At 67.9% G+C, this 22,719-nt stretch carries 26 protein-coding genes; 20 read left to right on the forward strand and 6 right to left on the reverse strand.

Features of this window, described 5'->3' with window-relative positions:
* Window positions 1-38: 38 nt before the first annotated feature.
* The 12 genes from GO606_RS03340 (at window position 39) to GO606_RS03390 (ending at window position 9,420) form a co-directional block, all read left to right on the forward strand.
* Entirely contained in the window at window positions 39-857 is an 819-nt protein-coding gene (locus GO606_RS03340) for an ABC transporter substrate-binding protein (RefSeq protein ID WP_169118447.1), read from the forward strand.
* A gap of 123 nt (window positions 858-980) precedes the next feature.
* The gene (gene ubiU / locus GO606_RS03345) at window positions 981-1,994 is read left to right on the forward strand and encodes a ubiquinone anaerobic biosynthesis protein UbiU (protein WP_210147467.1); all 1,014 of its coding nucleotides are present in this window, start codon (window positions 981-983) and stop codon (window positions 1,992-1,994) included.
* A gap of 23 nt (window positions 1,995-2,017) precedes the next feature.
* Window positions 2,018-2,914, forward strand: a complete 897-nt coding sequence (locus tag GO606_RS03350; protein ID WP_169118463.1) for a U32 family peptidase — start codon at window positions 2,018-2,020, stop codon at window positions 2,912-2,914.
* A 25-nt stretch (window positions 2,915-2,939) separates the two neighbouring features.
* Complete coding sequence (gene ubiT, locus GO606_RS03355) at window positions 2,940-3,449, forward strand: ubiquinone anaerobic biosynthesis accessory factor UbiT (protein WP_169118445.1); 510 nt, start codon at window positions 2,940-2,942, stop codon at window positions 3,447-3,449.
* Window positions 3,450-3,529: 80 nt separating this feature from the next.
* Complete coding sequence (locus GO606_RS03360; RefSeq protein WP_169118444.1) at window positions 3,530-4,609, forward strand: VanZ family protein; 1,080 nt, start codon at window positions 3,530-3,532, stop codon at window positions 4,607-4,609.
* Window positions 4,610-4,701: 92 nt separating this feature from the next.
* Window positions 4,702-5,022 (forward strand): (2Fe-2S) ferredoxin domain-containing protein, encoded by a 321-nt coding sequence (locus tag GO606_RS03365; protein WP_011237845.1) that lies wholly within the window; start codon window positions 4,702-4,704, stop codon window positions 5,020-5,022.
* The gene (locus GO606_RS03370) at window positions 5,019-5,666 is read left to right on the forward strand and encodes an alpha/beta hydrolase (RefSeq protein WP_169118443.1); all 648 of its coding nucleotides are present in this window, start codon (window positions 5,019-5,021) and stop codon (window positions 5,664-5,666) included. Before GO606_RS03365 ends, GO606_RS03370 begins: the two co-directional genes overlap by 4 nt.
* Window positions 5,667-5,704: 38 nt before the next feature.
* Window positions 5,705-6,316 (forward strand): glutathione S-transferase, encoded by a 612-nt coding sequence (locus GO606_RS03375; protein ID WP_169118442.1) that lies wholly within the window; start codon window positions 5,705-5,707, stop codon window positions 6,314-6,316.
* A 43-nt stretch (window positions 6,317-6,359) separates the two neighbouring features.
* Window positions 6,360-7,337, forward strand: coding sequence for an ATP-binding cassette domain-containing protein (locus tag GO606_RS03380; RefSeq protein WP_246979356.1), 978 nt, complete (start codon window positions 6,360-6,362; stop codon window positions 7,335-7,337).
* A gap of 13 nt (window positions 7,338-7,350) precedes the next feature.
* Window positions 7,351-8,142, forward strand: coding sequence for an ABC transporter permease (locus tag GO606_RS03385; protein WP_169118441.1), 792 nt, complete (start codon window positions 7,351-7,353; stop codon window positions 8,140-8,142).
* 160 nt (window positions 8,143-8,302) lie between these two features.
* Window positions 8,303-8,431, forward strand: coding sequence for a hypothetical protein (locus tag GO606_RS21915; protein WP_281503911.1), 129 nt, complete (start codon window positions 8,303-8,305; stop codon window positions 8,429-8,431).
* A complete protein-coding gene (locus GO606_RS03390) occupies window positions 8,428-9,420 on the forward strand; it encodes an ethylbenzene dehydrogenase-related protein (RefSeq protein ID WP_246979357.1) in 993 nt (330 codons plus the stop codon). The genes GO606_RS21915 and GO606_RS03390 overlap by 4 nt, the downstream gene beginning before the upstream one ends.
* A 36-nt stretch (window positions 9,421-9,456) precedes the next feature.
* On the opposite strand, the gene GO606_RS03395 is transcribed toward GO606_RS03390, so the two are convergent.
* Window positions 9,457-9,768 carry a DnaJ family domain-containing protein gene (locus GO606_RS03395; protein ID WP_169118439.1) on the reverse strand — a complete coding sequence of 104 codons (312 nt, stop codon included), beginning with the start codon at window positions 9,766-9,768 and terminating at the stop codon, window positions 9,457-9,459.
* Window positions 9,769-9,992: 224 nt separating this feature from the next.
* Here GO606_RS03395 and GO606_RS03400 point away from each other — a divergent pair, with 224 nt between their 5' ends.
* The 8 genes from GO606_RS03400 (at window position 9,993) to nusB (ending at window position 16,354) form a co-directional block, all read left to right on the forward strand.
* Entirely contained in the window at window positions 9,993-10,736 is a 744-nt protein-coding gene (locus GO606_RS03400; protein WP_169118438.1) for a TerC family protein, read from the forward strand.
* Window positions 10,737-10,747: 11 nt separating this feature from the next.
* Window positions 10,748-11,194 (forward strand): universal stress protein, encoded by a 447-nt coding sequence (locus GO606_RS03405; protein WP_246979330.1) that lies wholly within the window; start codon window positions 10,748-10,750, stop codon window positions 11,192-11,194.
* Between the two features lie 117 nt (window positions 11,195-11,311).
* The gene (cutA, locus tag GO606_RS03410; protein WP_169118437.1) at window positions 11,312-11,659 is read left to right on the forward strand and encodes a divalent-cation tolerance protein CutA; all 348 of its coding nucleotides are present in this window, start codon (window positions 11,312-11,314) and stop codon (window positions 11,657-11,659) included.
* A 101-nt stretch (window positions 11,660-11,760) separates the two neighbouring features.
* Window positions 11,761-13,575, forward strand: a complete 1,815-nt coding sequence (gene dsbD / locus GO606_RS03415; protein WP_169118436.1) for a protein-disulfide reductase DsbD — start codon at window positions 11,761-11,763, stop codon at window positions 13,573-13,575.
* Between the two features lie 100 nt (window positions 13,576-13,675).
* Entirely contained in the window at window positions 13,676-14,281 is a 606-nt protein-coding gene (locus GO606_RS03420) for a riboflavin synthase (RefSeq protein WP_169118435.1), read from the forward strand.
* Complete coding sequence (gene ribBA, locus GO606_RS03425; protein ID WP_169118434.1) at window positions 14,278-15,366, forward strand: bifunctional 3,4-dihydroxy-2-butanone-4-phosphate synthase/GTP cyclohydrolase II; 1,089 nt, start codon at window positions 14,278-14,280, stop codon at window positions 15,364-15,366. Before GO606_RS03420 ends, ribBA begins: the two co-directional genes overlap by 4 nt.
* An 83-nt stretch (window positions 15,367-15,449) precedes the next feature.
* The gene (ribH, locus tag GO606_RS03430; protein WP_169118433.1) at window positions 15,450-15,920 is read left to right on the forward strand and encodes a 6,7-dimethyl-8-ribityllumazine synthase; all 471 of its coding nucleotides are present in this window, start codon (window positions 15,450-15,452) and stop codon (window positions 15,918-15,920) included.
* On the forward strand, window positions 15,917-16,354 hold the full coding sequence (gene nusB, locus GO606_RS03435; RefSeq protein WP_169118432.1) for a transcription antitermination factor NusB: 438 nt from the start codon (window positions 15,917-15,919) through the stop codon (window positions 16,352-16,354). The genes ribH and nusB overlap by 4 nt, the downstream gene beginning before the upstream one ends.
* 247 nt (window positions 16,355-16,601) lie before the next feature.
* On the opposite strand, the gene GO606_RS03440 is transcribed toward nusB, so the two are convergent.
* From GO606_RS03440 to GO606_RS03460, 5 genes are all read right to left on the reverse strand, one after another.
* Window positions 16,602-17,993, reverse strand: coding sequence for a DEAD/DEAH box helicase (locus tag GO606_RS03440; protein ID WP_169118431.1), 1,392 nt, complete (start codon window positions 17,991-17,993; stop codon window positions 16,602-16,604).
* Window positions 17,994-18,450: 457 nt separating this feature from the next.
* Window positions 18,451-18,729: an HU family DNA-binding protein gene (locus GO606_RS03445; RefSeq protein WP_053420808.1), complete on the reverse strand. Its 279-nt coding sequence runs from the start codon at window positions 18,727-18,729 to the stop codon at window positions 18,451-18,453.
* A gap of 137 nt (window positions 18,730-18,866) precedes the next feature.
* The gene (locus GO606_RS03450) at window positions 18,867-19,964 is read right to left on the reverse strand and encodes an alkene reductase (RefSeq protein WP_169118430.1); all 1,098 of its coding nucleotides are present in this window, start codon (window positions 19,962-19,964) and stop codon (window positions 18,867-18,869) included.
* Window positions 19,965-20,148: 184 nt separating this feature from the next.
* Window positions 20,149-20,928, reverse strand: a complete 780-nt coding sequence (locus tag GO606_RS03455) for an ABC transporter ATP-binding protein (protein WP_169118429.1) — start codon at window positions 20,926-20,928, stop codon at window positions 20,149-20,151.
* Window positions 20,925-22,718 (reverse strand): branched-chain amino acid ABC transporter ATP-binding protein/permease, encoded by a 1,794-nt coding sequence (locus GO606_RS03460; protein ID WP_169118460.1) that lies wholly within the window; start codon window positions 22,716-22,718, stop codon window positions 20,925-20,927. The genes GO606_RS03455 and GO606_RS03460 overlap by 4 nt, the downstream gene beginning before the upstream one ends.
* Window position 22,719: the final 1 nt, after the last annotated feature.

Here is a 22,719-nt window from a genome sequence, read left to right on the forward strand (position 1 = left end):
CCCCGAATTCGTGCACATTCCATCCACGGAGATCTTTCATGGCACATCTGCTTCGCCTCCTGCTGACCGCTTTCGCCTGCATGCTCGGCCTCGCCGCACACGCCGGCGACCGGTTCATCATCGTCTCCTCGACGACCTCGACCGAGCAGTCGGGCCTGTTCGGCCACATCCTGCCGGTGTTCGAGCAGCAGTCCGGCATCGAGGTGCGCGTCGTCGCGCTCGGCACCGGCCAGGCGCTCGACACTGCGCGGCGCGGCGATGCGGACGTGGTGTTCGTGCATGACCGCGCAGCCGAGGAGAAATTCGTCGCCGAAGGCCATGGCGTCGAGCGCCGTGACGTCATGTACAACGACTTCATCCTCGTCGGGCCGAAAAGCGATCCGGCGCAAGTCGCCGGCGGGCGCGACATCGTCGCGGCACTGAAGAAGATCGAGGCCGCGCAGGCGCCGTTCGTGTCGCGCGGCGACAAGAGCGGCACGCACGCCGCCGAGCTGCGGCTGTGGAAGCTCGCCGGCATCGACCTCGAGCAGGCGAAAGGGCCGTGGTACCGCGACTCGGGCTCCGGAATGGGGCCGGCGCTGAACATGGCGGCATCGCTCGGCGCGTACATCCTCGCCGACCGCGGCACGTGGCTGTCGTTCAGGAACCGCCAGGACCTGGCGATCGTCGTCGAAGGCGACAGGCGTCTGTTCAACCAGTACGGCGTGATCCTCGTGAATCCTGCGAAACACCCGCACGTCAAGCGCGAACTTGGCCAGCAGTTCATCGACTGGATCGTTTCACCCGCAGGCCAGCAGGCGATCGCCGCTTACAGGATCGACGGCGAGCAGCTGTTCTTCCCGAACGCGGCAAAGTAAGTTTCGCCGCCACACCGCGGCCAGCACTCGCGCGGAGCTGCGGGGCCGCGCCCTTGACCCCGGTCAACGCGGTCCGGCGCGAGTCGCACTATGGTTGCGGGGCTCTTTTCCCCAGCCCCCGCCATGACCTCCAATTCCAGAATAGAACTCGTCTGCCCGGCAGGAAGCCTGCCGGCGCTGAAGACGGCCGTCGACCACGGCGCCGATTGCGTCTACCTCGGCTTCAAGGACGCGACCAACGCGCGCAACTTCACGGGGCTCAATTTCGACGCCAACGCGATGCGCGAAGGCGTGCGCTACGCGCATGACCGCCGCCGCAAGGTGCTGCTCGCGCTCAATACCTATCCGCAGGCAGGCAACTGGTCGGCCTGGACCGCGGCGATCGACCGCGCCGCCGACCTCGGCATCGACGCGGTGATCCTCGCCGACCCGGGCCTGATGGCCTATGCGCAGAAGACGCACCCGGCACTGCGCCTGCACCTGTCGGTGCAAGGCTCGGCGACGAGCTACGAGGCGATCAACTTCTACGCCGAACGCTTCGGCATCCAGCGCGCGGTGTTGCCGCGGGTGCTGTCGCTGCCGCAGGTCGAGCAGGTGATCGCGAACACCGCGGTCGAGATCGAAGTGTTCGGCTTCGGCGGCCTGTGCGTGATGGTCGAGGGGCGCTGCGCGCTGTCCGCGTACGCGACGGGCGAATCGCCGAACTGCAACGGCGCGTGCTCGCCGGGCAAGCACGTGCGCTGGGAACAGACGCCGAGCGGGATGGAGACGCGGCTCAACGGCATCCTCATCGACCGCTTCGGTGACGGCGAACGCGCCGGCTACCCGACGCTGTGCAAGGGCCGCTTCGACGTGGGCGGCGAGACCTACTACGCGATCGAGGAACCGACCAGCCTCAACACGCTGGAGCTGCTCCCCGACCTCGCCCGCGCCGGCATTCGTGCGATCAAGATCGAAGGCCGCCAGAGGAGCCCGGCCTACGTCGCGCAGGTCACGCGCGTGTGGCGCGAGGCGCTCGACCGCGTGATGCGCGACATTGACGGCTTCCGCGTCCAGCCGGCCTGGATCGCCGAGCTCGACAAAGTCTCCGAAGGCCGCAGCCATACGCTCGGCGCGTATTACCGGCCGTGGAAATGAACGCGATGAACGCGATGAACCCGATGAAACTCGCTCTCGGACCCCTCCTTTATTACTGGCCGCGCCAGGCGACGCTCGACTTCTATGCGCAGGTCGCCGACAGCCCAGCCGACGTCGTCTATGTCGGCGAGACCGTGTGCTCGCGCCGCCACGAGCTGCGCCTCGACGACTGGCTCGAGGTCGCCGCGATGCTGCGGGCGGCCGGCAAGGAAGTCGTGCTGTCGTCGCAGTCGCTGATCGAATCCGAATCCGATCTCAAGGCATTGCGCCGCATCGTCGCCCAGGCCGATTTCCGCGTCGAGGCGAACGACATGTCGGCCGTGCACCTGCTGACCGGTGCCGGCCGACGCGACTGGATCGCCGGGCCGACGCTGAACATCTTCAATCCGCACACGCTTGCGCTGCTGGCCGAGTCGGGCGCGACGCGCTGGGTCGCGCCGCCGGAGATGTCGGGCGCGGTGCTCGCCGAGCTGCTCGCGTCGGGCGCGCCGCAGATCAAGACCGAGGTGCTCGCGTGGGGCCGGCTGCCGCTCGCGCATTCGGCGCGCTGCTTCACCGCGCGCCACTTCAACCTGCAGAAGGACACCTGCGAATTCCGCTGCCTCGGCATGAGCGACGGCCTGGTGCTGCGCACGCGCGAAGGCGAACCTTTCCTGACGCTCAACGGCGTGCAGACGCAATCGGCGCGCGTGCATAACCTGCTCGCCGACCTGTCGTCGGTGCGGCGTTCGGCGCAGGTCGTGCGGGTGAGTCCGCAGGGCGAGCATACGATCCGGGTGCTGGAGCTGTTCCGCGAATCGGCCGTCGGGCGGCTCGCCCCGCAGGAAGCTTTCCGCCGCAGCGCCGAATGCATGGTCGAGGCGCCGTGCAATGGTTTCTGGCACGGCCGTCCGGGTGTGGAACAATACGTTCCATCCTGAATCCGCCTTCCTGGAGTCCATCCCGATGACTACGCTTCGCCTCCCGGCCTTCACGCTGCCCGCGCCGCTCGCGCGCCTTGCCGCCCGTCTGCCGCAGCGCCCGCCGACGTTCGCACTGACCACCGCGCTGAACCTCGCGCTCGGGCGCATCCTGCCACGCGAGAACCTCGAACCGCTGAGCGGCCGGCACCTGCGCATCAAGGTCCGCGACGCCGGGCTGACGCTCGACTTCACGCTCGACGCGCGCGGCTTTCGTCCGCTGTCCGGCCGCGGCACGCCCGATCTCACGCTGACCGCGAACGTCCGCGACTACCTTGCGCTCGCGCTGCGCGAGGAAGATGCCGATACGCTGTTCTTCGGCCGCCGGCTGCTGACCGAAGGCGACACAGACCTCGGCCTGCTGGTGAAGAACACACTCGACGCCGTGGACTGGGACGCGCTGCAGAAGGAATATGCGCCAGCCAACGTGCTGCGCCGGCTCAACCCCCTCACCCGCCACCGCTGCGCGGACAGCCGCCTGACGCCCACCGTTTGATCCGCTGCAGCGGGGACGACGTCCCCGCCCCGGCGTCCGGGATAGAATCGGCTTCCCAGATTCTTCGCCCGGACCTGCCGATGCCCGCCGCGCGCGCCGTTCCCACCCTGCCGCGCCACCTCGCCTTCGCGTACGGACTGCTGATCGTCTACGCCTGCCTGCACCCGCTCGCCGGGTGGAAGCCGACGGGCCTGCCACCGCTGGACTTCCTGTTCGCGCCGTGGCCGAAGTATTTCCGCTACGCCGATCTCGCGCTCAACCTGCTCGGCTTCGTGCCGTTCGGCTTCGTGCTCGCGCCGGCGCTCCCCGAGCGCCTCGGGCGCGCCGGCGCAGTCGTGGTCGCGACGCTGATCGCCGGCGTGCTGAGCTTCTCGATGGAAGTCACGCAGAATTTCCTGCCGACCCGCGTGTCGTCGAACATCGACCTCGGGTTCAACGTCCTCGGCGGCCTGATCGGCGCGCTCGCCGGCGCGCGCTGGGGCCATGCGCTGTTCGACGAGCGCGGCTGGCTGCACCGCTGGCGCTCCGAACGCATCATTCCCGGCCACTCGGGCGACCTCGGCCTGATGCTGCTGGGCCTGTGGCTGCTCGCGCAGCTGATGCCCGACAGCCTGCTGTTCGGCAGCGGCGACCTGCGCCAGCTGCTCGGCCTGCCGACGCCCCTGCATTTCGATCCCGAACGCTTCATCCTGCTCGAATCGGTCGTCGTCGCCGTGAGCATCGTCGCCGTCGGCCTTTTCTGCCGCTGCATGATGCAGGCGGCCAGTCCGCTGCCGGTTGCGCTGCTGTTGCTGCTCGGGCTTGCCGCGAAGACCGTTGCGACCGCGTCGTTCTTCGCCCCCGGCGCGGCGCTGGTGTGGCTCACGCCCGGCACCACCCGCGGGCTGCTGTACGGCGTGCCGCTGCTGGCGGCGGCGCTGATGCTGCCGCGCCTGCACCAGCACGCGCTCGCGGGCGTGACGATGCTGGCGGCGACGACGCTGACGAACCTGCTCCCCGACAACCCGTATTTCATGCTCGGGCTGGCGTCGCTGCCGCAGGGAAATTTCCTCAACTTCCACGGTCTGACCCGGCTCACGGCGAACCTGTGGCCGTTTCTCGCGCTGTCCTACCTGTCCGCGATCGGCCTGTGGCGCGGCGAACACCTGGCCGGGCGCTGAACCGCGCGGGGATGATTGTCCCGCAGCTATAATCGGCCCGAAGCCGGTCCGGCGTTGCGGCGCCGGCCACCTTCCCCGACCGGAGACCGTCGATGAGCTACTTCAAGCACCACGTTTTCTTCTGCTGCAACCAGCGCGAACCCGGCGACACCTGCTGCAACAACCACAACGCCACCGGGATGCAGACGTATGCGAAGGACCGCATCGCGGCGCTCGGCCTCAAGGGCCGCGGCAAGATCCGCATCAACAAGGCCGGCTGTCTCGACCGCTGCGACGAAGGCCCGGTGCTCGTCGTGTACCCCGACAACGTCTGGTACACGTATATCGACAAGGAAGACATCGACGAGATCATCGACGAGCACCTCGTCCATGGCCGCATCGTGACCCGCCTGCGCCTGCCGGACGCCGCATGAGCCGGCCGCAGGCGAGCGAAAGCGTGCTGCTGCGCGGCCCGGACGGCGCGATCGAGGCGCTGATCGACGTCCCCGGGACGATCCGCGGCATCGCGCTGGTGTGCCATCCGCACCCGCTGTTCGGCGGCGCGAACACGAACAAGATCGCCCACACGCTCGCCCGCAGCCTGCGCGAACTCGGCTACGCCACGATCCGGCCGAACTTCCGCGGCGTCGGCAAGAGCGAGGGCGCGCACGACCATGGCGACGCCGAGACCGAGGACATGCTGTCGGTGATCGCGTGGGCGCAATCGCGCTGGGGCAGCCTGCCGATCGCGCTGGGCGGATTCTCGTTCGGCGCCTTCGTCCAGACGCGGGTCGCGAAACGGCTCGCCGACAGCCTGACGCCGGCCGAGCGCATCGTGCTGGTCGGCACCGCGACCGGCGAAGTGCGCGGTGCGCGCAGCTACACCACCGAAGCGGTGCCGAAGGATACGCTGGTGATCCACGGCGCCGAGGACGAGAACGTCGCGCTGGCGAACGTGCTCGACTGGGCGCGACCGCAGGAACTGCCGATCGTCGTCGTCCCGGGCGCCGACCATTTCTTCCACGGCAAGCTGCATCTGATCCGCGACATCATCGCGCGCGCCTGGGCGCCGCGCTGAACAGTGCCCGGGCACCCGCCCTCAAGGAGATCGCCGCAATGAAGCTTTTCGCCTCGCTCACCAGCCCGTACGCGCGCAAGATCCGCATCATCCTTGCCGAAAAAGGACTGCCGTTCGAGCTCGTCGTCGATTCGCCGTGGGAAGTGAACACGCGCATCCCTTCCGTGAACCCGCTCGGCAAGGTGCCGGCGCTGCTCACCGACGGCGGCGAAGTGTTCTTCGATTCCCCCGTCATCGCCGGCTACCTCGAAACCCTCAACGTTTCCCCCCACCTGCTGCCGCACGAACCGATCGACGCGGTGCGGGTGCGACAGATCGAGGCGCTCGCCGACGGCATCACCGATGCGGCCGTCGCGATGGTGCTCGAGTCGCGCCGCCCCGAGGCGAAGCGCAGCGACGACGAGATCGCGCACCAGACGGGCAAGATCGGCCGGGCGCTGGACGAGCTCGAGCGGCGCGCGACCGGTCGTCACTGGCTGCACGGCGACAGCCTGAGCCTCGGCGACATCGCCGCCGGCACGGCGCTGGCCTACCTCGACCTGCGCCATCCGGACTACGACTGGCGCGCCGCGCACCCCGCGCTGGCAGCACTGGCCGCACGCCTGTTCGCCCGCCCGAGCTTCACCGACACCAAGCCGCCGGTAGGATGATGATGCAGTGCATCTTGCGAGGACGGACTTTTCCGGAGAGCCGGTGCAGGCGGATCGTCCCCTGACGCTCGCGAGCCGGTCGCCGGCCTCCCCGCTGTCGATCCGCGGCCTGCGCAAGCGCTACGGCGACACCGAGGTGGTCGCCGGCATCGACCTCGAGCTGCGACGCGGCGAGTGCTTCACGCTGCTCGGCCCGAACGGCGCCGGCAAGACGACGACGCTGCGCTGCGCGCTCGGGCTCACCGCGCCGTCCGCCGGCGAGATCCGACTCGCCGGCCTGCCGGTGCCGGCGCGCGCGCGGGAAGCGCGCATGCGCGTCGGCATCGTGCCGCAGCAGGACAGCCTCGACCCCGATTTCACGTGCGCCGAGAACCTGATCGTCTACGGCCGCTATTTCGGCCTCGACGAGGCGACGATCCGCGCGCGCATCCCGGAGCTGCTCGCGTTCGCAGGCCTCGAGGGCAAGCGCGACGCGCGCATCCAGGCGCTGTCGGGCGGCATGAAGCGGCGCCTGACGCTCGCCCGCGCGCTGGTCAACCGCCCCGACCTGCTGATCCTCGACGAGCCGACCACCGGCCTCGATCCGCAGGCGCGCCACCTGATCTGGGAACGCCTCAAGCACCTGAGCCGCGCCGGCACGACGATCCTGCTGACGACCCATTTCATGGACGAGGCCGAGCGCCTCGCCGACCGCCTCGCGATTCTCGACGCCGGACGCATGCTGACCGAAGGCAGCCCGCGCGACGTCATCGCCGCGCAGATCGAGCCGCAGGTCGTCGAGGTCTACGGCGACTGGAACGGCGGCGGTGCCGCGGGCGGCGCCGAAGCGTGGGCCGCCCGACACGCCGCGGCGTTCGCGCGGCGCTTCGAAGTCAGCGGCGAGACCGCCTTCTGCTACGTCGAGGACGCGGCGCCGCTGCTCGCACACCTGTCCGCGCAGGCCGGCCTGCGTTACCTGCACCGCCCGGCGAACCTCGAAGACGTGTTCCTCAAGCTCACCGGGCGCGAGCTCAGGGACTGACCGGAGCGAATCGATGCCGACCTCAGCGAGTTCCTGGCGCGCGCCGCAACTCTCGCGCCGCTTCATCCCGGTATGGCGGCGCAATTTCCTCGTCTGGCGCAAGCTCGCGCTGCCGTCGGTGCTCGGCAACCTCGCCGACCCGGTGATCTACCTGTTCGGCCTCGGCTTCGGCATCGGCATGCTGGTGCCCGAAGTCGGCGGCGTGCGCTACATCAGCTTTCTCGCGGCGGGCATGGTGTGCTATTCGACGATGAACGCCGCGTCGTTCGAAGTGCTGTATTCCGGCTTCTCGCGCATGCACGTGCAGAAGACCTGGGAAGCGATCATGAATGCGCCGATCGACCTCGACGACGTCGTGTTCGCCGAGCTGGTGTGGGCGGCGTCGAAAGCGCTGCTGTCGGGCGCCGCGATCCTGCTCGTGATCTCGGCCTTCGGGCTCGTCGACACCCGTTACGTGCTGTGGCTGCTGCCGCTGATCTTCCTCGTCGGCCTCGCGTTCGCCGCACTCGGCCTGGTGATGACGGCGCTCGCGCCAAGCTACGACTTCTTCATGTATTACTTCACGCTGTTCATCACGCCGATGACGCTGGTGTCGGGCGTGTTCTTCCCGATCGAACAGCTCCCCCCTGCGCTGCGGGCCGCCGCGACGCTGCTGCCGCTGACGCACGCGATCGAACTCGCCCGGCCGCTGCTGCTCGGACGGCTGCCGGAGCACGTCGCCCTGCATCTTTCCGTCATCGCCGGCTACGGCGCCGCAGCCTTCTGGCTGGCGCTCGCGCTGACGCGGCGGCGGCTTCTCAAGTAGCGGCCTGACCCGGCTCATCGACCCGACCCCGGCTGCCCGGAGTCAACGCGTTCGTCATGAATCTGCCGCGTCGACAGCATCGGTATTATGCTGGTCGGCATATCTCGGCAGCAGCGCCACGCAACCGGCGCCCGAATCCTTCTTCACACCAGGAGACGCCATGAACAAGCTTGCACTGACCGCCCTGACCGCGATTTGCGCTGCCCTCACCGCCGGCCCCTCGATCGCAGCCGATCCGGCGACCATCGACTGGTCGAAGGTTCCCGCCGAAGAGATCACGCTGTTCTGACGGTCCAGGCCGCTTACGACACGCGAAACGCGTACCTGCGCCTGCAGTGGAAAACGAAAGGCGCGTGGCCCGGCGTCGAATACCCGTATTACCGTTTCGACGGCAAGGAGTGGAAAGCGTACGGCGGCCCGCGTCTCAAGCAGGAGGTCCGCGACGGCAAGCAACCGGCGATCTATGAAGACCGCGTGTCGATCATGCTCGACGACGGCAAGGTGCCGCTGTTCGCCGAGCAGGGGTGCTGGCTGACGTGCCACGATGGCGAGCGCGACACCCGCGGGCAGGCGAGCAGCGAGGAAGCGGCGGCCAACCCGCTGCTGGCGGCGATCAAGAAAACCGACGTGCGCAAATACCTGCCGGCGACGCGCACCGACCCGCTCGACTGGAAAACCGGCAAGCCGCTCGCCGAGATCGAGCGCCTCAAGGCCGCGGGCGGCTTCGTCGACCTGATCCAGTGGCGCGCGCACCGCAGCAATCCGGTCGGCATGGCCGACGACGGCTACGTCCTCGAATACCGCAATTTCGACGCCGGCAAGAACCCTTTTGCCGCGAACCTGGACAAGGAGACCAGGCAGCCGAAGTTCATGTTCGACGCGGCAAAGGCCGGAGGCAAGGCCGTCACCGCCGAGCAGGTGTTCAAGAAGGAACACATTCTCGTCCAGGGCGGCAACGCCGTGCCCTTCGACGCGGCCGCAGGCTGGAAGGAGGGCGACATGCTGCCGCAGTATGTCCTCAGCGCGGCGCAGGCGAGCGGTTCGGCGGCCGACAACAAGGCTTCGGGCAGCTGGCAGGACGGCGTCTGGACCGTCGTCATCATCCGCCCGCTCGGCCTCGCGAACAGTGACGACAAGGCGCTGGCCGAAGGCGGCGTGTATAACGTCGGCTTCGCGGTCCATGACGACAACGTCACCAGCCGCGCCCATTACGTGTCGCTGCCGACGACGCTGGGGATCGGCGCAAAGGCGAAGATCGAGGCGGTCAAGCTGCCCTGACCTTTCAGACCTCCGGACGACTGCACGAAGCGCCGATCACCGGCGCGACATCATGCCGAGCGCCGCGACCAGCCGGGCGAGGCGCCGCTTGATGTCGTCGCGCTCGCTGCCGTCGCTGTCGGCCAGTTGCCCGCGCAGCACGGCGATTTCGCGGCGCAGCATGATCTCGGCCGGGGCGAAGCCGGCGTTCTTCAGTATCCGGTTCGCCATCCGCTGTTCCGGCGACACCAGCGGTTCGTCGTCAAGATGGAGGGGGCGCCCCGCGCCGGGCAGGCTGTCGAATTCGCCGCGCCGGATGGCTTCGGCGATGCGCTGTTCGGCGAGGATGTCGAAAACGGATGGCGGCATCGGAGTATGCGGCGCGCAGTAGCCTCGAGCCCGCGCCAGGGACGGCAGCGCCGCACGATCTGAACGGCCGGCAGAGTCAAAGTTCCACGCATTTTCCTGCGCCGCGCACAGCTGCGGCCTGCCTGCGGCATATACGGATTGCCAAGCGCGCGTACCGTGCGGAACATAGCGACTACGGAGCGGCACGCGGCGCCGGCCGGCCCCCATCAGCAAGGAGTTCACACGTGTTCGAATTCATGACCGACGGCGCATTCTGGGTGTCGGTGCTGCAGATCATCGCGATCGACATCCTGCTCGGCGGCGACAACGCGGTGGTCATCGCGCTGGCGTGCCGCAAGCTGCCCGAGCACCAGCGCAGCAAGGGCATCGCGTGGGGCGTCGTCGGCGCGATCGCGCTGCGCATCGTGCTGATCTTCTTCGCGCTGCAGTTGCTCGAACTGCCGTTCCTGAAGATCGTCGGCGCGCTGCTCTTGCTGTGGATCGGCGTCAAGCTGATGCAGCCGGAGGAAGGCGACAGCCACTCGGGCGTCGAGGGCGCGCCGCACCTGCTCGGCGCGATCCGCACGATCATCATCGCCGACGCGGTCATGAGCCTCGACAACGTCATCGCGGTGGCCGGCGCGGCGAAAGGCAATCTCGGGCTGGTGGTGTTCGGCATCGTCATCAGCATCCCGATCATCGTGTGGGGCAGCAAGTTCGTGCTCAAGCTGATGGACCGCTTCCCCGCCGTCATCACGCTCGGCGCGGCGCTGCTCGGCTGGATCGCCGGTGGCATGCTGGTCGGAGACGTGACGGTCAGGCCGTGGGTCGAAGAGATGCCGTCGTGGCTGCACTATGCGACGTCGGTGATCGGCGCGGCGTTCGTCGTCGTGCTCGGCAGCTGGCTCGCCAGGCGTGGCGCGGCGCCGCCGCCGCTGGTCGAACTGGCGGTCGACGACCCGCGCGCCGGGCGCCCGGGCGACAAGTAAAGGAGATTGCGATGGCGATGATGAAAGTGCTCGTACCCGTGGATGGATCGGACAACGCGAACCGCGCCGTGGCGCACGTGCTGGCGCTCTATCGCAGCGACGCACAGCTGGACATCCACCTCCTCAACGTGCAGATTCCGATCGACTCGGGCCATGCGCGGCTGTTCGTCAGCCCGGAGGAGCTCGAGGATTACCATCGCGACGAAGGGCTCGCGGCGCTCGCCCCCGCGCGCCACATCCTCGACGAAGCGCACGTTCCCTACACCCACCACGTCGCGGTCGGCCATGTCGCGGACACAATCACCCGCTACGCGAAGGAACACGGTTTCGACAAGGTCGTCATGGGCTCCCACGGGCGCACCGCGCTGCTGCAGAGGGTGCTCGGCTCGGTGGCACACGAGGTGCTGAAGCGCTCCACGATCCCCGTGACGCTCGTCAAGCCGGCCGCCGAGGGTTGAAAAGGGTCGGGCCGCTTGCCCCCTTCCGGTTCCCGGCCGAGTGGTTACCGGGTTGCTGGTGTTACCGCACGTGGCCGGGTCGGTGACAATCGGCATTTTTCGCTCCGGAGCCCGCGAATGAACGAAGTGCTTGTCGTCCTGACGAATCTTCCCGACGAGGCGAGTGCCCGTGCGCTCGCGTCTCATCTCGTCGAAAAGCGGCTCGCCGCGTGCGTGAACATGCTCGCGCCCTGCCGTTCCGTTTATCGCTGGCACGACGCGATCGAAGAGGCTGCGGAAGTTCCGTTGCTCATCAAGACGAGTGCCGACCGCTACGCGGCGCTCGAAGCCGCGGTCCGCGCCGCGCACCCATACGAACTTCCGGAGATCATCGCGGTCCCTGTTGTGCGGGGTCTGCCTGCTTATCTCGACTGGGTGGCCGCAGAGACGGCTCTGGCATCCACCGGGCACAGACCGACCCCGTGATCGCGCGCAGTGCGTCATCTTCGGACAGCTTGATCCTGGTTCAGGCTCCGTTGCCGGCCACGCCCCAGAATCCGACTAATTCCGACACCCTTCCCGAACCGATGCGCCGCCTCCTGTTACTGCTGGCCGCCCTGGCCAGCCTGCTTGCCCTGCTCCCGCCGACATTCGCGCAAGGCAGCCCGATCGAACCCGAAAAAGCCTTCCGCTTCGCTGCTCGCGCGCTCGATCCCGCCACCGTCGAGATCACGTTCGACATCGCCGACGACTACTACCTTTACGGCGACAAGTTCAAGTTCACCGCCGACCCGCCGGCCGTGCAACTGGGCATTCCGGAACGCGCGCCGGGCAAGATCAGGCACGACGAATTCTTCGGCGATGTCGAGACTTACCGCGACAAGATCAGGATCCTGCTGCCGGTCACCGCAGCCGAAGGCGTCACCGCGTTCCGCCTGACCGCGACGAGCCAGGGCTGCTGGGACGGCGGCATCTGCTACCCGCCGCTGCAGCAGAGCACCGACATCGACCTGACGGCGACGCCGGTAGCGGCGGGCGGCAGCCTGATCGACCGCCTCCTGTCGCCCGGCAACACGGCGGGCGCAAGCTCCGGGACGGCGCCGAGCGGCGACGAAAGCGGGCGCATTGCCGGCCTGCTGCGCGACGCGAGCGTACCGCTGATCCTGTTGAGCTTCTTCGGCTTCGGCCTGCTGCTCGCTTTCACGCCCTGCACTTTTCCGATGATCCCGATCATCTCGGGCGTCATCGTCGGCCATGGCCACCACATCTCGCGCGGACGGGCTTTCGCGCTGTCGCTCGTGTACGTGCTCGGCATGGCGACGGCCTATGCCGCGGCCGGGGTCGCGGCGGGCATCTCCGGCACGCTGCTGTCGGTAGCGCTGCAGAACGCGTGGGTGCTCGGCGCCTTCGCGCTGGTGTTCGTGCTGCTGTCGCTGTCGATGTTCGGCTTCTACGAGCTGCAACTGCCGAACGCGCTGCAAAGCCGCCTGAGCTCGACCGCGAACCACCAGAAAGGCGGCAGTCTCGGCGGCGTCGCGATCATGGGCGTGCTGTCGGCGCTGATCGTCGGGCCGTGCGTCGCCGCGCCGCTCGCCGGGGCGCTGCTCTACATCGCGCAGACCGGCAACGCGACGCTCGGCGGAGTCGCCCTGTTCGTCATGGCGCTCGGCATGGGCGCACCGTTGATCGCAGTCGGTGTCGCCGCGCGTTCGGTGCTGCCGAAAGTCGGCCCGTGGATGGAAGGCGTCAGGAAAGCGTTCGGCGTGATGCTGCTCGCCGTCGCAGTGTGGCTGCTGACACCGGTCGTCCCGGCGTTCGTGACGATGCTCGCGTGGGCGGCGCTGCTGCTGTTCTCGGGCATCTTCCTGCACGCGATCGACCCGCTGCCGGCGCACGCGAAAGGCTGGGCGCGCTTCTGGAAAGGCACCGGCGTCGTCATGCTGATCGCCGGGGCGGCGATGTTCGTCGGCGCGCTGGCGGGCTCGCGCGACCCGCTGCAGCCGCTCGCGGTGCTGCGGGCGGAAGCGTCGGCGTCCGTCGCGACTGCGCCGCGTTTCGAGAAAGTCGCGTCCGTCGCCGAGCTCGACGCGCGCCTCGCGTCGGCCGATCGGCCGGTGATGCTGGATTTCTACGCCGACTGGTGCGTGTCGTGCAAGGAGATGGAGCGCTTCACGTTCAGCGACGGCGCAGTGCAGGCGCGCATGGACCGAATGCTGCTGCTGAAAGCCGACGTCACCGCGAACAGCGACGACGACAAGGCGCTGCTGAAGCGTTTTACGCTGTTCGGCCCGCCGGGAACGATCTTCTTCGATCGCGACGGCAAGGAGCGCGAAGGCCTGCGAGTCGTCGGATTCATGGCAGCGGAACCGTTCGGCGAATTGCTCGACCGCGCGCTGCGCTGAACCCGGCGCAAGGGGCCGCGCGGGAAGCGATTGGCAATCCACCGTTTTTCGCCCACTTTCGCCTACAATCGCTGCTTCCCCACTTGCCCGTCCCTCCATCATGTTTTCCGGAATCGTGGCCGCCTGCGGCCGAATCGAACGTATCGAACCCCTGCAGGACGGCGTGCGCCTGACCGTGGATGCCGACGGGCTGGACCTCGCCGACGTGCAGATCGGCGACAGCATCGCGAACAGCGGCGTCTGCCTGACCGTCGTCGCGCTCGACGGCAGCCGCGTGCAGTTCGACGTGTCGCGTGAAACGCTGAACTGCACCACCGGCCTCGACACCGCCGGCAACGAAGTCAATCTCGAGAAGGCGCTGTGCCTCGCGGACCGCCTCGGCGGCCATCTCGTCACCGGCCACGTCGACGGCGTCGGTGAAGTCGTGAGCTTCACGCCGGTCGGCGAGAGCCACGACCTCGTGATCCGTGCGCCTGCGACGCTTGCCGGCTACATCGCGAAGAAAGGTTCGATCACGGTCAACGGCGTGAGCCTGACGGTGAACCGCGTCGAAGCCCGCGAATTCTCGATCAACCTGATCCCGCACACCGTGGCCGTGACCAATCTCAAGCATCTAGCCGCCGGCAGCCGCGTCAATCTCGAGATCGACCTCATCGCCCGTTACGTCGAACGCATGCTCGCCTGGCGCGAGGAGTCCGCACAATGACCGCATTGGCCCCGATCACCGAGATCATCGAGGACATCCGCGCCGGCCGCATGGTCGTGCTCGTCGACGAGGAAGACCGCGAGAACGAAGGCGACCTCGTGCTCGCCGCCGAACACGTGACGCCGGAAGCGATCAACTTCATGGCCAAGTTCGGCCGCGGCCTGATCTGCCTGACGCTGACCGAAGCGCGCTGCCGCCAGCTCGACCTGCACCTGATGGTGCGCGACAACCGCTCGCCGCACGGCACCGCCTTCACGACCTCGATCGAGGCGGCCGAAGGCGTCACGACCGGCATTTCCGCCCACGATCGCTCGCGCACGGTGCAGGCGGCCGTCGCGCGCCACGCGAAAGCCGCCGACATCGTCCAGCCCGGCCATATCTTCCCGCTGATGGCGCAGAAAGGGGGGGTGCTGATCCGCGCCGGCCACACCGAAGCGGGCTGCGACCTTGCGGCGCTCGCCGGACTCGAACCGGCGTCGGTGATCTGCGAGATCCTCAAGGACGACGGCACGATGGCGCGGCTGCCGGATCTCGTCGAGTTCGCGAAAGAGCACGGCCTGAAGATCGGCGCGATCCGCGACCTCATCGAGTACCGTTCCGCGAACGAGCACCTGGTCGAGCGCGTCGCCGAGAAGGACGTCGAGACGCCGTACGGCCGCTTCCGGCTCGCCGCGTTCGAAGACAAGACCACCGGCGAAGTGCATTTCGCGCTCTCGCACGGCGAAATCCGCCCCGAGCGCGAAACCCTGGTGCGCGTGCATGAGCCGATCTCGGTCGTCGACTTCATCGATCCCGAGAGCGGCCGCCACACTTTCCCCGTCAATCAGGCGATGGCGCGCCTGGCCGAAGCCGAACAGGGCGTCATCGTGCTGCTCTATCGGCCGCAATCGGGCAGCGAGCTGCTCGCCGGCCTGCGTGGCGACCCCTCGCTCGCCGCGAAATGGGACGCGCGCCTCTTTGGCGTCGGCGCGCAGATCCTGCGCGACCTGAAGGTCGGCAAGATGCGGCTCCTCGCGAGCCCGCGCAAGATCCCGAGCATGGCCGGCTTCGGCCTCGAGATCACCGGCTTCGTCGAGCGCCCCTGAGGGTGTTACCCTGAACCTCCCGCGCCGGAGCCGTCGCGCATCGCGGCCGCACTCCCGGCCTTTTTGTCGTTCAAGAATCGAAAATGACCCGCTACGAAAACATCCCCGAATTCGAAACCGATCTCGACGGCCGCGGCTTGCGCGTCGGCATCGTCATGAGCCGCTTCAACCAGGACGTCTGTGAAGGCCTGTTGTCGGCGTGCACCGCCGAGCTGCTGCGCCTGAACGTGTCGCCCGACCTGGTGCGCATCGCCACCGTTCCGGGGGCGCTGGAGATCCCGCTGACGCTACAGGCGATGGCGCGCAGCGGCCGCTTTGATGCGCTGATCGCGCTCGGCGCGGTGATCCGCGGCGAGACCTACCACTTCGAGCTGGTGTCGAACGAAACGGGCAGCGGCATCAACCGGGTCGGGCTCGACACCGGCGTACCGATCGCCAATGGCGTGCTGACGACCGAAGACGACGATCAGGCCCTCGCGCGGATGCAGGAAAAAGGCACCGACTGCGCCCGCACCGCGATCGAGATGGCCAAGCTGTTGAAGCAGCTCCAATGAGCGGCAAGGCTGCCCGCCGCCGGGCGCGCGAATTCGCGCTGCAGGGGATTTACCAGTGGCTGCTTTCGGCCAACTCGATGCCGCTCATCGAGGAGCATGTCAGCCAGGTCTCGGGCTTCGACAAGGCCGACCGCGAGCTCTTCATCAGCCTGCTGCGCGGCACGCTGAACAACGTCGACGACCTGCAGGCGGAGTTCGCGCCGTTCATCCATCGCGCCGTGCATGAACTGTCGCCGGTCGAACGCGCCATCCTGCTGCTCGCGACGCACGAACTCAAGCACAATCTCGACACCCCCTATCGCGTCATCATCAACGAGGCGATCGAGCTGGCGAAAGGCTACGGCGGCACGGACGGCCACCGCTTTGTCAACGGCGTCCTCGACAAGCTCGCGGCGCAGCTGCGCGCCACCGAAGTCAGCGCCGGCCGCAGCTGAAGCCGGCGGCGCCGGACGCGGCAGCCGGGTCCGGCGCCGCCGGAACGCACAACGCTGCCATCACCGGCGCGGCACGATGCCAAAAAACGAAAAGCGCGGAACCGCATTGTGGCGGTTCCGCGCTTTTTTCATTCCGGCATACAACGTGGAGCAGCCGGCCTGGCTGCGCGACGAGGTGCGCGGGCGGCTCACGCGCCGCGCGCCTCGTCGCAAGGACGACCCGTGGGCGGTCGTCCCGCTCGGTCGTTCAGCCGCGAGCGGCCGGACGCGGGCGGCGGGCGCCGTCCGGACGGTCGCCGCCGAAGCGGCTGCCTTCGCTGCGACCGGCGCCACCGTCACGACCGTAGCCGCCGCGGTTTCCGGACGGCGACTCCGACGACCAGCCCTTGCCGGCGCCCGGACGACTGTCGCGGCTTTCACGACCATACGACGACCCGCCCGGACGACCGCCGAAGCCCGGCTTGCCACCGGTCGGCGCGCGACGCGGCGACGACGGGCGCTGCGTCGGCTCGAGGCCTTCGATGACATGCACCGCCAGCGGTTTGCCGGTGAAGCGCTCGATCGCGCGGATGATGCCCATCTCGCGCGGCCCCGAGAACGTGATCGCGATGCCGTCGCGTCCGGCACGGCCGGTGCGGCCGATGCGGTGCACGTAGTCCTCGACCTGGCGGGGCGCGTCGAAGTTGATCACGTGGCTGATGCCCGCGACGTCGATGCCGCGCGCCGCGACGTCGGTCGCGACGAGCACGCCGATGCGGCCCTGGCGCAGCTTGTCGAGCGTGCGGTTACGCGCGGTCTGGTGCATGTCGCCATGCAGCGCGGCGGCCGAAAAGCCTTTTTCCTGCAGGTTCAGCGACACTTCCTCGGCCCCGCGCTTGGTCGCCGTGAACACGACGGCCTGCTGCAGGTCATCGCCGCCGAGCAGCGATTCGAGCAGGCGGTTCTTGTGCACGATGTTGTCGGCCATCAGCAGGCGCTGCTCGATGTTCGCGCGGTTCTCGACCGTCGCGGCGATCTCGATGCGCTGCGGATTGCGCGTCATCTTGCGCGCGAGGTTGCCGACGACGCCGTCGAGCGTTGCCGAAAACAGCAGCGTCTGGCGGCTCGCCGGGGTCGCGGCGACGATGGTCTCGATGTCCTCGACGAAGCCCATGTCGAGCATGCGGTCGGCTTCGTCGAGCACCAGCACTTCGATGTCGGACAGCTTGAGCTTGCGGCGGTTGAGGTGATCGATGAGGCGGCCCGGCGTCGCGACGACGACGTCGACGGGGCGCGACAGCAGCTTCGCCTGGGCGAAGAACGGCGCACCGCCGACGAGGCACGCGGTGTTCAGGTAACGCAGGTTGCGGGCGTAGGTCTTGACCGCTTTTTCGACCTGCTGCGCGAGTTCGCGCGTCGGGGTCAGCACCAGCACGCGCGGGCCGGCGCCGGGCGCCTGCTTGCGGTCGATCAGGCGGTGCAGGCTCGGAAGCGTGAAGGCGGCGGTCTTGCCGCTGCCGGTATGCGAGGACACCATCAGGTCGGCGCCGGCAAGCGCGGCGGGAATCGCCTGCTCCTGGACCGAAGTCGGGACCGTGTAACCGGTGGTTGCGATGGCTTGAAGCAGGGCTTCGTGGAGGCCGAGTTCCTGGAACGTCATGTGTTCTTCCTTGTATGTCCGGCACAACGGATGGTCGTGCCGAATCGATGCCCGGGTGAACGGGCAAATCAAAAAGCATCGCACCGTCCCACAGGGGACGCGGTGGCGGCAAGCGCGCGATGGGCTTGGGCCGGCCGGATTCCGCCGGAAAAACAGGCGAAAATCGACCGCGCATCGGCACCAACCGGCATTCGCGATGCCATACGATCAGAAGAACGAATGGAGTTCGACGGGAGGGTCGGGGGCGATGGGGCTGTGGATACAGTCCCTCGGCTGGGTCCGCGGAATCCTGATCCCGCGAGATAGACCTGAAAAAAGACCGACTGCTGCATTGCACAACGACGCGAATGGTACCCGATTTTCCGTATTCGGGAAAGAGAAAAACGAAGGACGAAAAACGAAGGACCCGGCACCAGGAGGCGCCGGGTCCTGCTTCGGCATGAAAAAGCCGGACTTCTTACTTGCTGTTGATTGCGGTCTTCAACGTGGCGCCGGCGGAGAACTTCGGCACGCGCGACGCGGCGATCTTGATCGAGGCGCCGGTTTGCGGATTCCGCCCGGTACGCGCAGCCCGCTCGGACACTTCGAAAGAGCCGAAGCCTGTGAAGGCAACTTTTTCGCCGGCAGCCATGCGCTCGACGATGATATCCAGCACGGTCGACAGCGCCCGGTCGGCCTGCGCACGGGAAACATCCAGACGGTCGGCCAGGGCCTCGACGAATTCACCTTTGTTCATGCTTATCCTCGATTGGTGTGTGTGTGGTACAGAATTGCAGCTTTACCGCGCGGATTCTAGCACCGTCACGGTCGCCGGGGATTTGCCCGGAACGTGGATACAACACGAAAAACAGCGATTTCATCGCCATAAAATCGTCATCCACCGAGCGTAGGATAGTCGATATAGCCCCGGTCGCCTCCCTGATAGAAGGTATCCGCATCCCACTCGTTCAACGGCGCCCCCACCCGGAAGCGTTCGACAAGATCCGGGTTCGAGATGTACGGGCGCCCGAACGCGACCGCATCGCAGATTCCGGCGGCGAGCGCAGCTTCGGCGCGTGCCTGGTCGAAGCCACCATTCGTCACGATCGCCATCGTTGCGATGTCGCGAAAATGGCGCGCCACCTCGTCGATCGCGCCGACCGCACCGTCGAGCTGGTTCGGCAGATACGGTTCGGTCAGGTGCAGGTAGGCCAGCTCATGGGCATTGGCACGACGCACGACGTACTCGAACATCGGCAGCGTGTCCTCGTCGACGCGCATGCCGTGGAAGCGGTTCATCATCGGATTGAGGCGGAAGCCGATGCGCGACGGCGACCACTCGGCGGCGACCGCATCGAGCACCTCGAAGAAGAAGCGCGCGCGGTTCGCGTGGCTGCCGCCGTATTCGTCGTCGCGCCGGTTGGCGGTCGGCGAAAAGAACTGGTGGATCAGATAGCCGTTCGACGAATGGATCTCGACGCCGTCGAAGCCCGCCCGCACCGCGTTGCGGGCAGCACGTCCGAAGTCGGCGACGATCGCGGCGATCTCCTCGCGGCTCAGCGCGTGCGGCGTGGGCGTCGTCTTCAGCCCCTCGGCCGAGAACATCTTCCAGTCGGCATTGACCGCGGACGGCGCGACCGGCAGTTCGCCGTCGTGGAATTCGGTCAGCGACAGGCGCCCGCAATGCCACAGCTGGCAGACGATGCGCCCGCCCGCAGCATGGACTGCGTCGGTCACGCGCTGCCAGCCGGTGACCTGGGCGTCGGACCAGATGCCGGGCGTGTAGGGGTAGCCGCGCCCTTGTGCCGAGACGATCGTCGCCTCCGACACGATCAGGCCGGCGCTCGCGCGTTGGGCGTAATAGCGTGCCGTCGACTCGGTCGGGGCAAATTCCGGATTGTCGGCGCGGCAGCGTGTCAGCGGTGCCATCACGACACGGTTCGGCAATTCCAGCGCGCCGAGGCGAACGGGTTCAAGCAGACGGGAATTCACGGTGCCTCCTGGGTCGGGAATCGAAAATTCGAACCGCGGTCATTCTGCCAGCATTCGCGGGCGATGCGCCACCGCATGGGCCGCTGCCCAAGGCCCGTTTCCGGCTCACCGGGCGGGCCCATGACTGCCGGGCAACGGGTGCGACGGACACCGGCATGCCGGGGGGCCGCCGCACCTCCCGCACTCAGGTCGACAGCATTTCCTGATGCTTGCCGCCGAGGCCGAGGTAGGCCTCGATGACGCGCGGGTCGTCGGCGAGCTGCCGGGCGGGGCCTTCCATCGCGATCTCGCCGGTCTCGAGCACATACGCGTAGTCGGCGACCTGCAGCGCGGCGCGCGCGTTCTGCTCGACGAGCAGGATCGACACGCCACGCCGGCGCAGCTCGCTGATGATGCGGAAGATCTCGCGCACGATCAGCGGTGCCAGGCCCAGGCTCGGCTCGTCGAGCATCAGGAGCTTCGGCTTCGCCATCAGTGCGCGGCCGACCGCGAGCATCTGGCGCTCGCCGCCCGAGAGCGTGCCGGCGAGCTGGCTGCGCCGCTCCTTGAGGCGCGGGAACAGCTGGTAGACCTCTTCCATCGTCTGCGCGTGGTCGCGGTGGCCCGAACGGTGGCGCTGGAACGCGCCGAGGACGAGGTTGTCCTCGACGGTCATCTCGCCGAACAGCTCGCGCTTTTCCGGCACCAGGTTCATGCCGCGCGCGACCATGCGCTCGACGACCGGCACGCCTTCGATCGTGCCGTCGAAGTCGACTTTGCCGCGCGACTCGAGCAGTCCCATGATCGCCGACAGCATCGTCGTCTTGCCTGCGCCGTTGGGACCGATGACGGTGACGATCTGGCCTTCGCCGACCTTGATGTTGGCGTTCGACAGCGCTTCGACCTTGCCGTACGACACGGTCAGGTCGCGCACTTCCAGCACGGTTTTCAGGATCAGGTTGCTGCCGTGGATGTTCGCGTTCATTCGACGCCTCCGAGGTAGGCTTCGAGCACCGCCGGGTTGCGCTGCACGTCTTCCGGCAGGCCCTCGGCGATTTTCTCGCCGAATTCCATGACGACGACGCGGTTCACCAGGCCCATCACGAAGTCCATGTCGTGTTCGACAAGCAGGATGCCGATCCCTTCGCCGCGCAGCTTGCGCAGCAGCTCCGCGAGCGCCTGCTTCTCCTTGAAGCGCAGGCCCGCGGCCGGCTCGTCGAGCAGCAGCAGGCAGGGGTCGGCGGCGAGCGCGCGGGCGATCTCGAGGATACGCTGTTGGCCGAGCGCGAGGCTGCCGGCCGCATCGAACATGTGCTCGGCCAAGCCCACCCGCTCGATCTGCCGCGCGGCTTCGTTCAGCAAGCGTGCCTCCTGGTTGCGGTCGAGCCGCCACGCCGACGACAGCACGCCCTTGTCGCCGCGCAGGTGGGCGCCGATCGCGACGTTCTCCAGCACCGTCATCGTCGGCAAGAGCTTCACGTGCTGGAACGTGCGGCTCATGCCCATGCGCGCGATCTCGCGCGAGTCGCGCCCGGCCACCGCGCGGCCGAGGAACAGCACTTCGCCCGAAGTCGGCGTATCGACGCCCGAGATCTGGTTGAACATCGTGCTCTTGCCCGCCCCGTTCGGACCGATCAGCGCGAGAATCTCGCCAGCGCGCACCGACAGGCTCATGTTGTTGTTGGCGACCAGGCCGCCGAAGCGGCGCGTGACCTCCTTGGCCTCGAGGATCACTTCGCCTTTGGCCGGCAGCGGCTTTCTCGGCAGCGCCTCGGCGGCGGCGTCGAGTTCGCGGCGCGTCGCGCGCACCGGCACGAGCCGCGCGAGCAGCGGCCACAGGCCGTCGCGCGCCCGCTGCAGCACGATGACCATCATCAGGCCGAAGAAGATCACTTCGAAGTTGCCGCTCTGGCCGAAGATTCTCGGCAGCACGTCCTGCAGCCACTGCTTGGCGATCGTGATCACGCCGGCACCGACGAGCGCGCCCCACACCTGGCCCGCCCCGCCGACGACCGCCATGAAGAGGTACTCGATGCCGATGTGCAAGCCGAACGGCGTCGGGTTCACGAAGCGCTGCAGGTGCGCGTACAGCCAGCCGGACGCACAGGCGTGCAGCGCGGCGATGACGAAGATGATCATCCGCGAGCGCGCGGTGTTCACGCCCATCGCCTCGGCCATCACCATGCCGCCCTTGAGCGCCCGGATCGCCCGCCCTTCACGCGAATCGAGAAGGTTCTGGGTCGTGAACACCGCCGACAGCAGGAACAGCCAGATCAGGTAGAACAGCTCTTCGCCGCGGTCGAGTTCGAAGCCGAACACCGTGATCGGCGGCACGCCGGTCAGGCCGGTGTGGCCGCCGAGCGTGTCGAGCGTGCCGAACAGGAAGTACAGGCTGATGCCCCAGGCGATCGTCCCGAGCGGCAGGTAGTGGCCGGACAGCCTGAGCGTCAGCGATCCCAGCACCAGCGCGACGACTGCGGTGAAGACCAGGCCGACGACGAGCGCGAGCCACGGCGACCCGCCCGCCCACGCGAGCCAGCCCGGCAGTTCGGTCGCCGTCGTCAGCACCGCGGTGGTGTAGGCGCCGAGGCCGACGAAAGCCGCCTGGCCGAAGCTCGTCAGGCCGCCGACGCCGGTCAGGAGCACGAGCCCGAGCGCGACGAGCGCATACAGGCCGATGTAGTTCAGCAATGTGACGTAGAACGGCGACAGCACCAGGGGCGCCACCGCGAGCACCGCGAGAAAGACGCCGAGAATCAGGCGCGGAGAGAACATC

Source organism: Aromatoleum anaerobium (genome assembly GCF_012910705.2).
Classification (GTDB): domain Bacteria; phylum Pseudomonadota; class Gammaproteobacteria; order Burkholderiales; family Rhodocyclaceae; genus Aromatoleum; species Aromatoleum anaerobium.

Excerpts from the sequence above, each read along its gene's own strand:
- GO606_RS03340 (WP_169118447.1), top strand. The coding sequence starts at position 39 with ATGGCACATCTGCTTCGCCTCCTGCTGACCGCTTTCGCCTGCATGCTC.
- ubiU (WP_210147467.1), top strand. The coding sequence starts at position 981 with ATGACCTCCAATTCCAGAATAGAACTCGTCTGCCCGGCAGGAAGCCTG.
- GO606_RS03350 (WP_169118463.1), top strand. The coding sequence starts at position 2,018 with ATGAAACTCGCTCTCGGACCCCTCCTTTATTACTGGCCGCGCCAGGCG.
- ubiT (WP_169118445.1), top strand. The coding sequence starts at position 2,940 with ATGACTACGCTTCGCCTCCCGGCCTTCACGCTGCCCGCGCCGCTCGCG.
- GO606_RS03360 (WP_169118444.1), top strand. The coding sequence starts at position 3,530 with ATGCCCGCCGCGCGCGCCGTTCCCACCCTGCCGCGCCACCTCGCCTTC.
- GO606_RS03365 (WP_011237845.1), top strand. The coding sequence starts at position 4,702 with ATGAGCTACTTCAAGCACCACGTTTTCTTCTGCTGCAACCAGCGCGAA.
- GO606_RS03370 (WP_169118443.1), top strand. The coding sequence starts at position 5,019 with ATGAGCCGGCCGCAGGCGAGCGAAAGCGTGCTGCTGCGCGGCCCGGAC.
- GO606_RS03375 (WP_169118442.1), top strand. The coding sequence starts at position 5,705 with ATGAAGCTTTTCGCCTCGCTCACCAGCCCGTACGCGCGCAAGATCCGC.
- GO606_RS03385 (WP_169118441.1), top strand. The coding sequence starts at position 7,351 with ATGCCGACCTCAGCGAGTTCCTGGCGCGCGCCGCAACTCTCGCGCCGC.
- GO606_RS21915 (WP_281503911.1), top strand. The coding sequence starts at position 8,303 with ATGAACAAGCTTGCACTGACCGCCCTGACCGCGATTTGCGCTGCCCTC.
- GO606_RS03395 (WP_169118439.1), bottom strand. The coding sequence starts at position 9,768 with ATGCCGCCATCCGTTTTCGACATCCTCGCCGAACAGCGCATCGCCGAA.
- GO606_RS03405 (WP_246979330.1), top strand. The coding sequence starts at position 10,748 with ATGGCGATGATGAAAGTGCTCGTACCCGTGGATGGATCGGACAACGCG.
- cutA (WP_169118437.1), top strand. The coding sequence starts at position 11,312 with ATGAACGAAGTGCTTGTCGTCCTGACGAATCTTCCCGACGAGGCGAGT.
- dsbD (WP_169118436.1), top strand. The coding sequence starts at position 11,761 with ATGCGCCGCCTCCTGTTACTGCTGGCCGCCCTGGCCAGCCTGCTTGCC.
- GO606_RS03420 (WP_169118435.1), top strand. The coding sequence starts at position 13,676 with ATGTTTTCCGGAATCGTGGCCGCCTGCGGCCGAATCGAACGTATCGAA.
- ribBA (WP_169118434.1), top strand. The coding sequence starts at position 14,278 with ATGACCGCATTGGCCCCGATCACCGAGATCATCGAGGACATCCGCGCC.
- ribH (WP_169118433.1), top strand. The coding sequence starts at position 15,450 with ATGACCCGCTACGAAAACATCCCCGAATTCGAAACCGATCTCGACGGC.
- nusB (WP_169118432.1), top strand. The coding sequence starts at position 15,917 with ATGAGCGGCAAGGCTGCCCGCCGCCGGGCGCGCGAATTCGCGCTGCAG.
- GO606_RS03440 (WP_169118431.1), bottom strand. The coding sequence starts at position 17,993 with ATGACGTTCCAGGAACTCGGCCTCCACGAAGCCCTGCTTCAAGCCATC.
- GO606_RS03445 (WP_053420808.1), bottom strand. The coding sequence starts at position 18,729 with ATGAACAAAGGTGAATTCGTCGAGGCCCTGGCCGACCGTCTGGATGTT.
- GO606_RS03455 (WP_169118429.1), bottom strand. The coding sequence starts at position 20,928 with ATGAACGCGAACATCCACGGCAGCAACCTGATCCTGAAAACCGTGCTG.
- GO606_RS03460 (WP_169118460.1), bottom strand. The coding sequence starts at position 22,718 with ATGTTCTCTCCGCGCCTGATTCTCGGCGTCTTTCTCGCGGTGCTCGCG.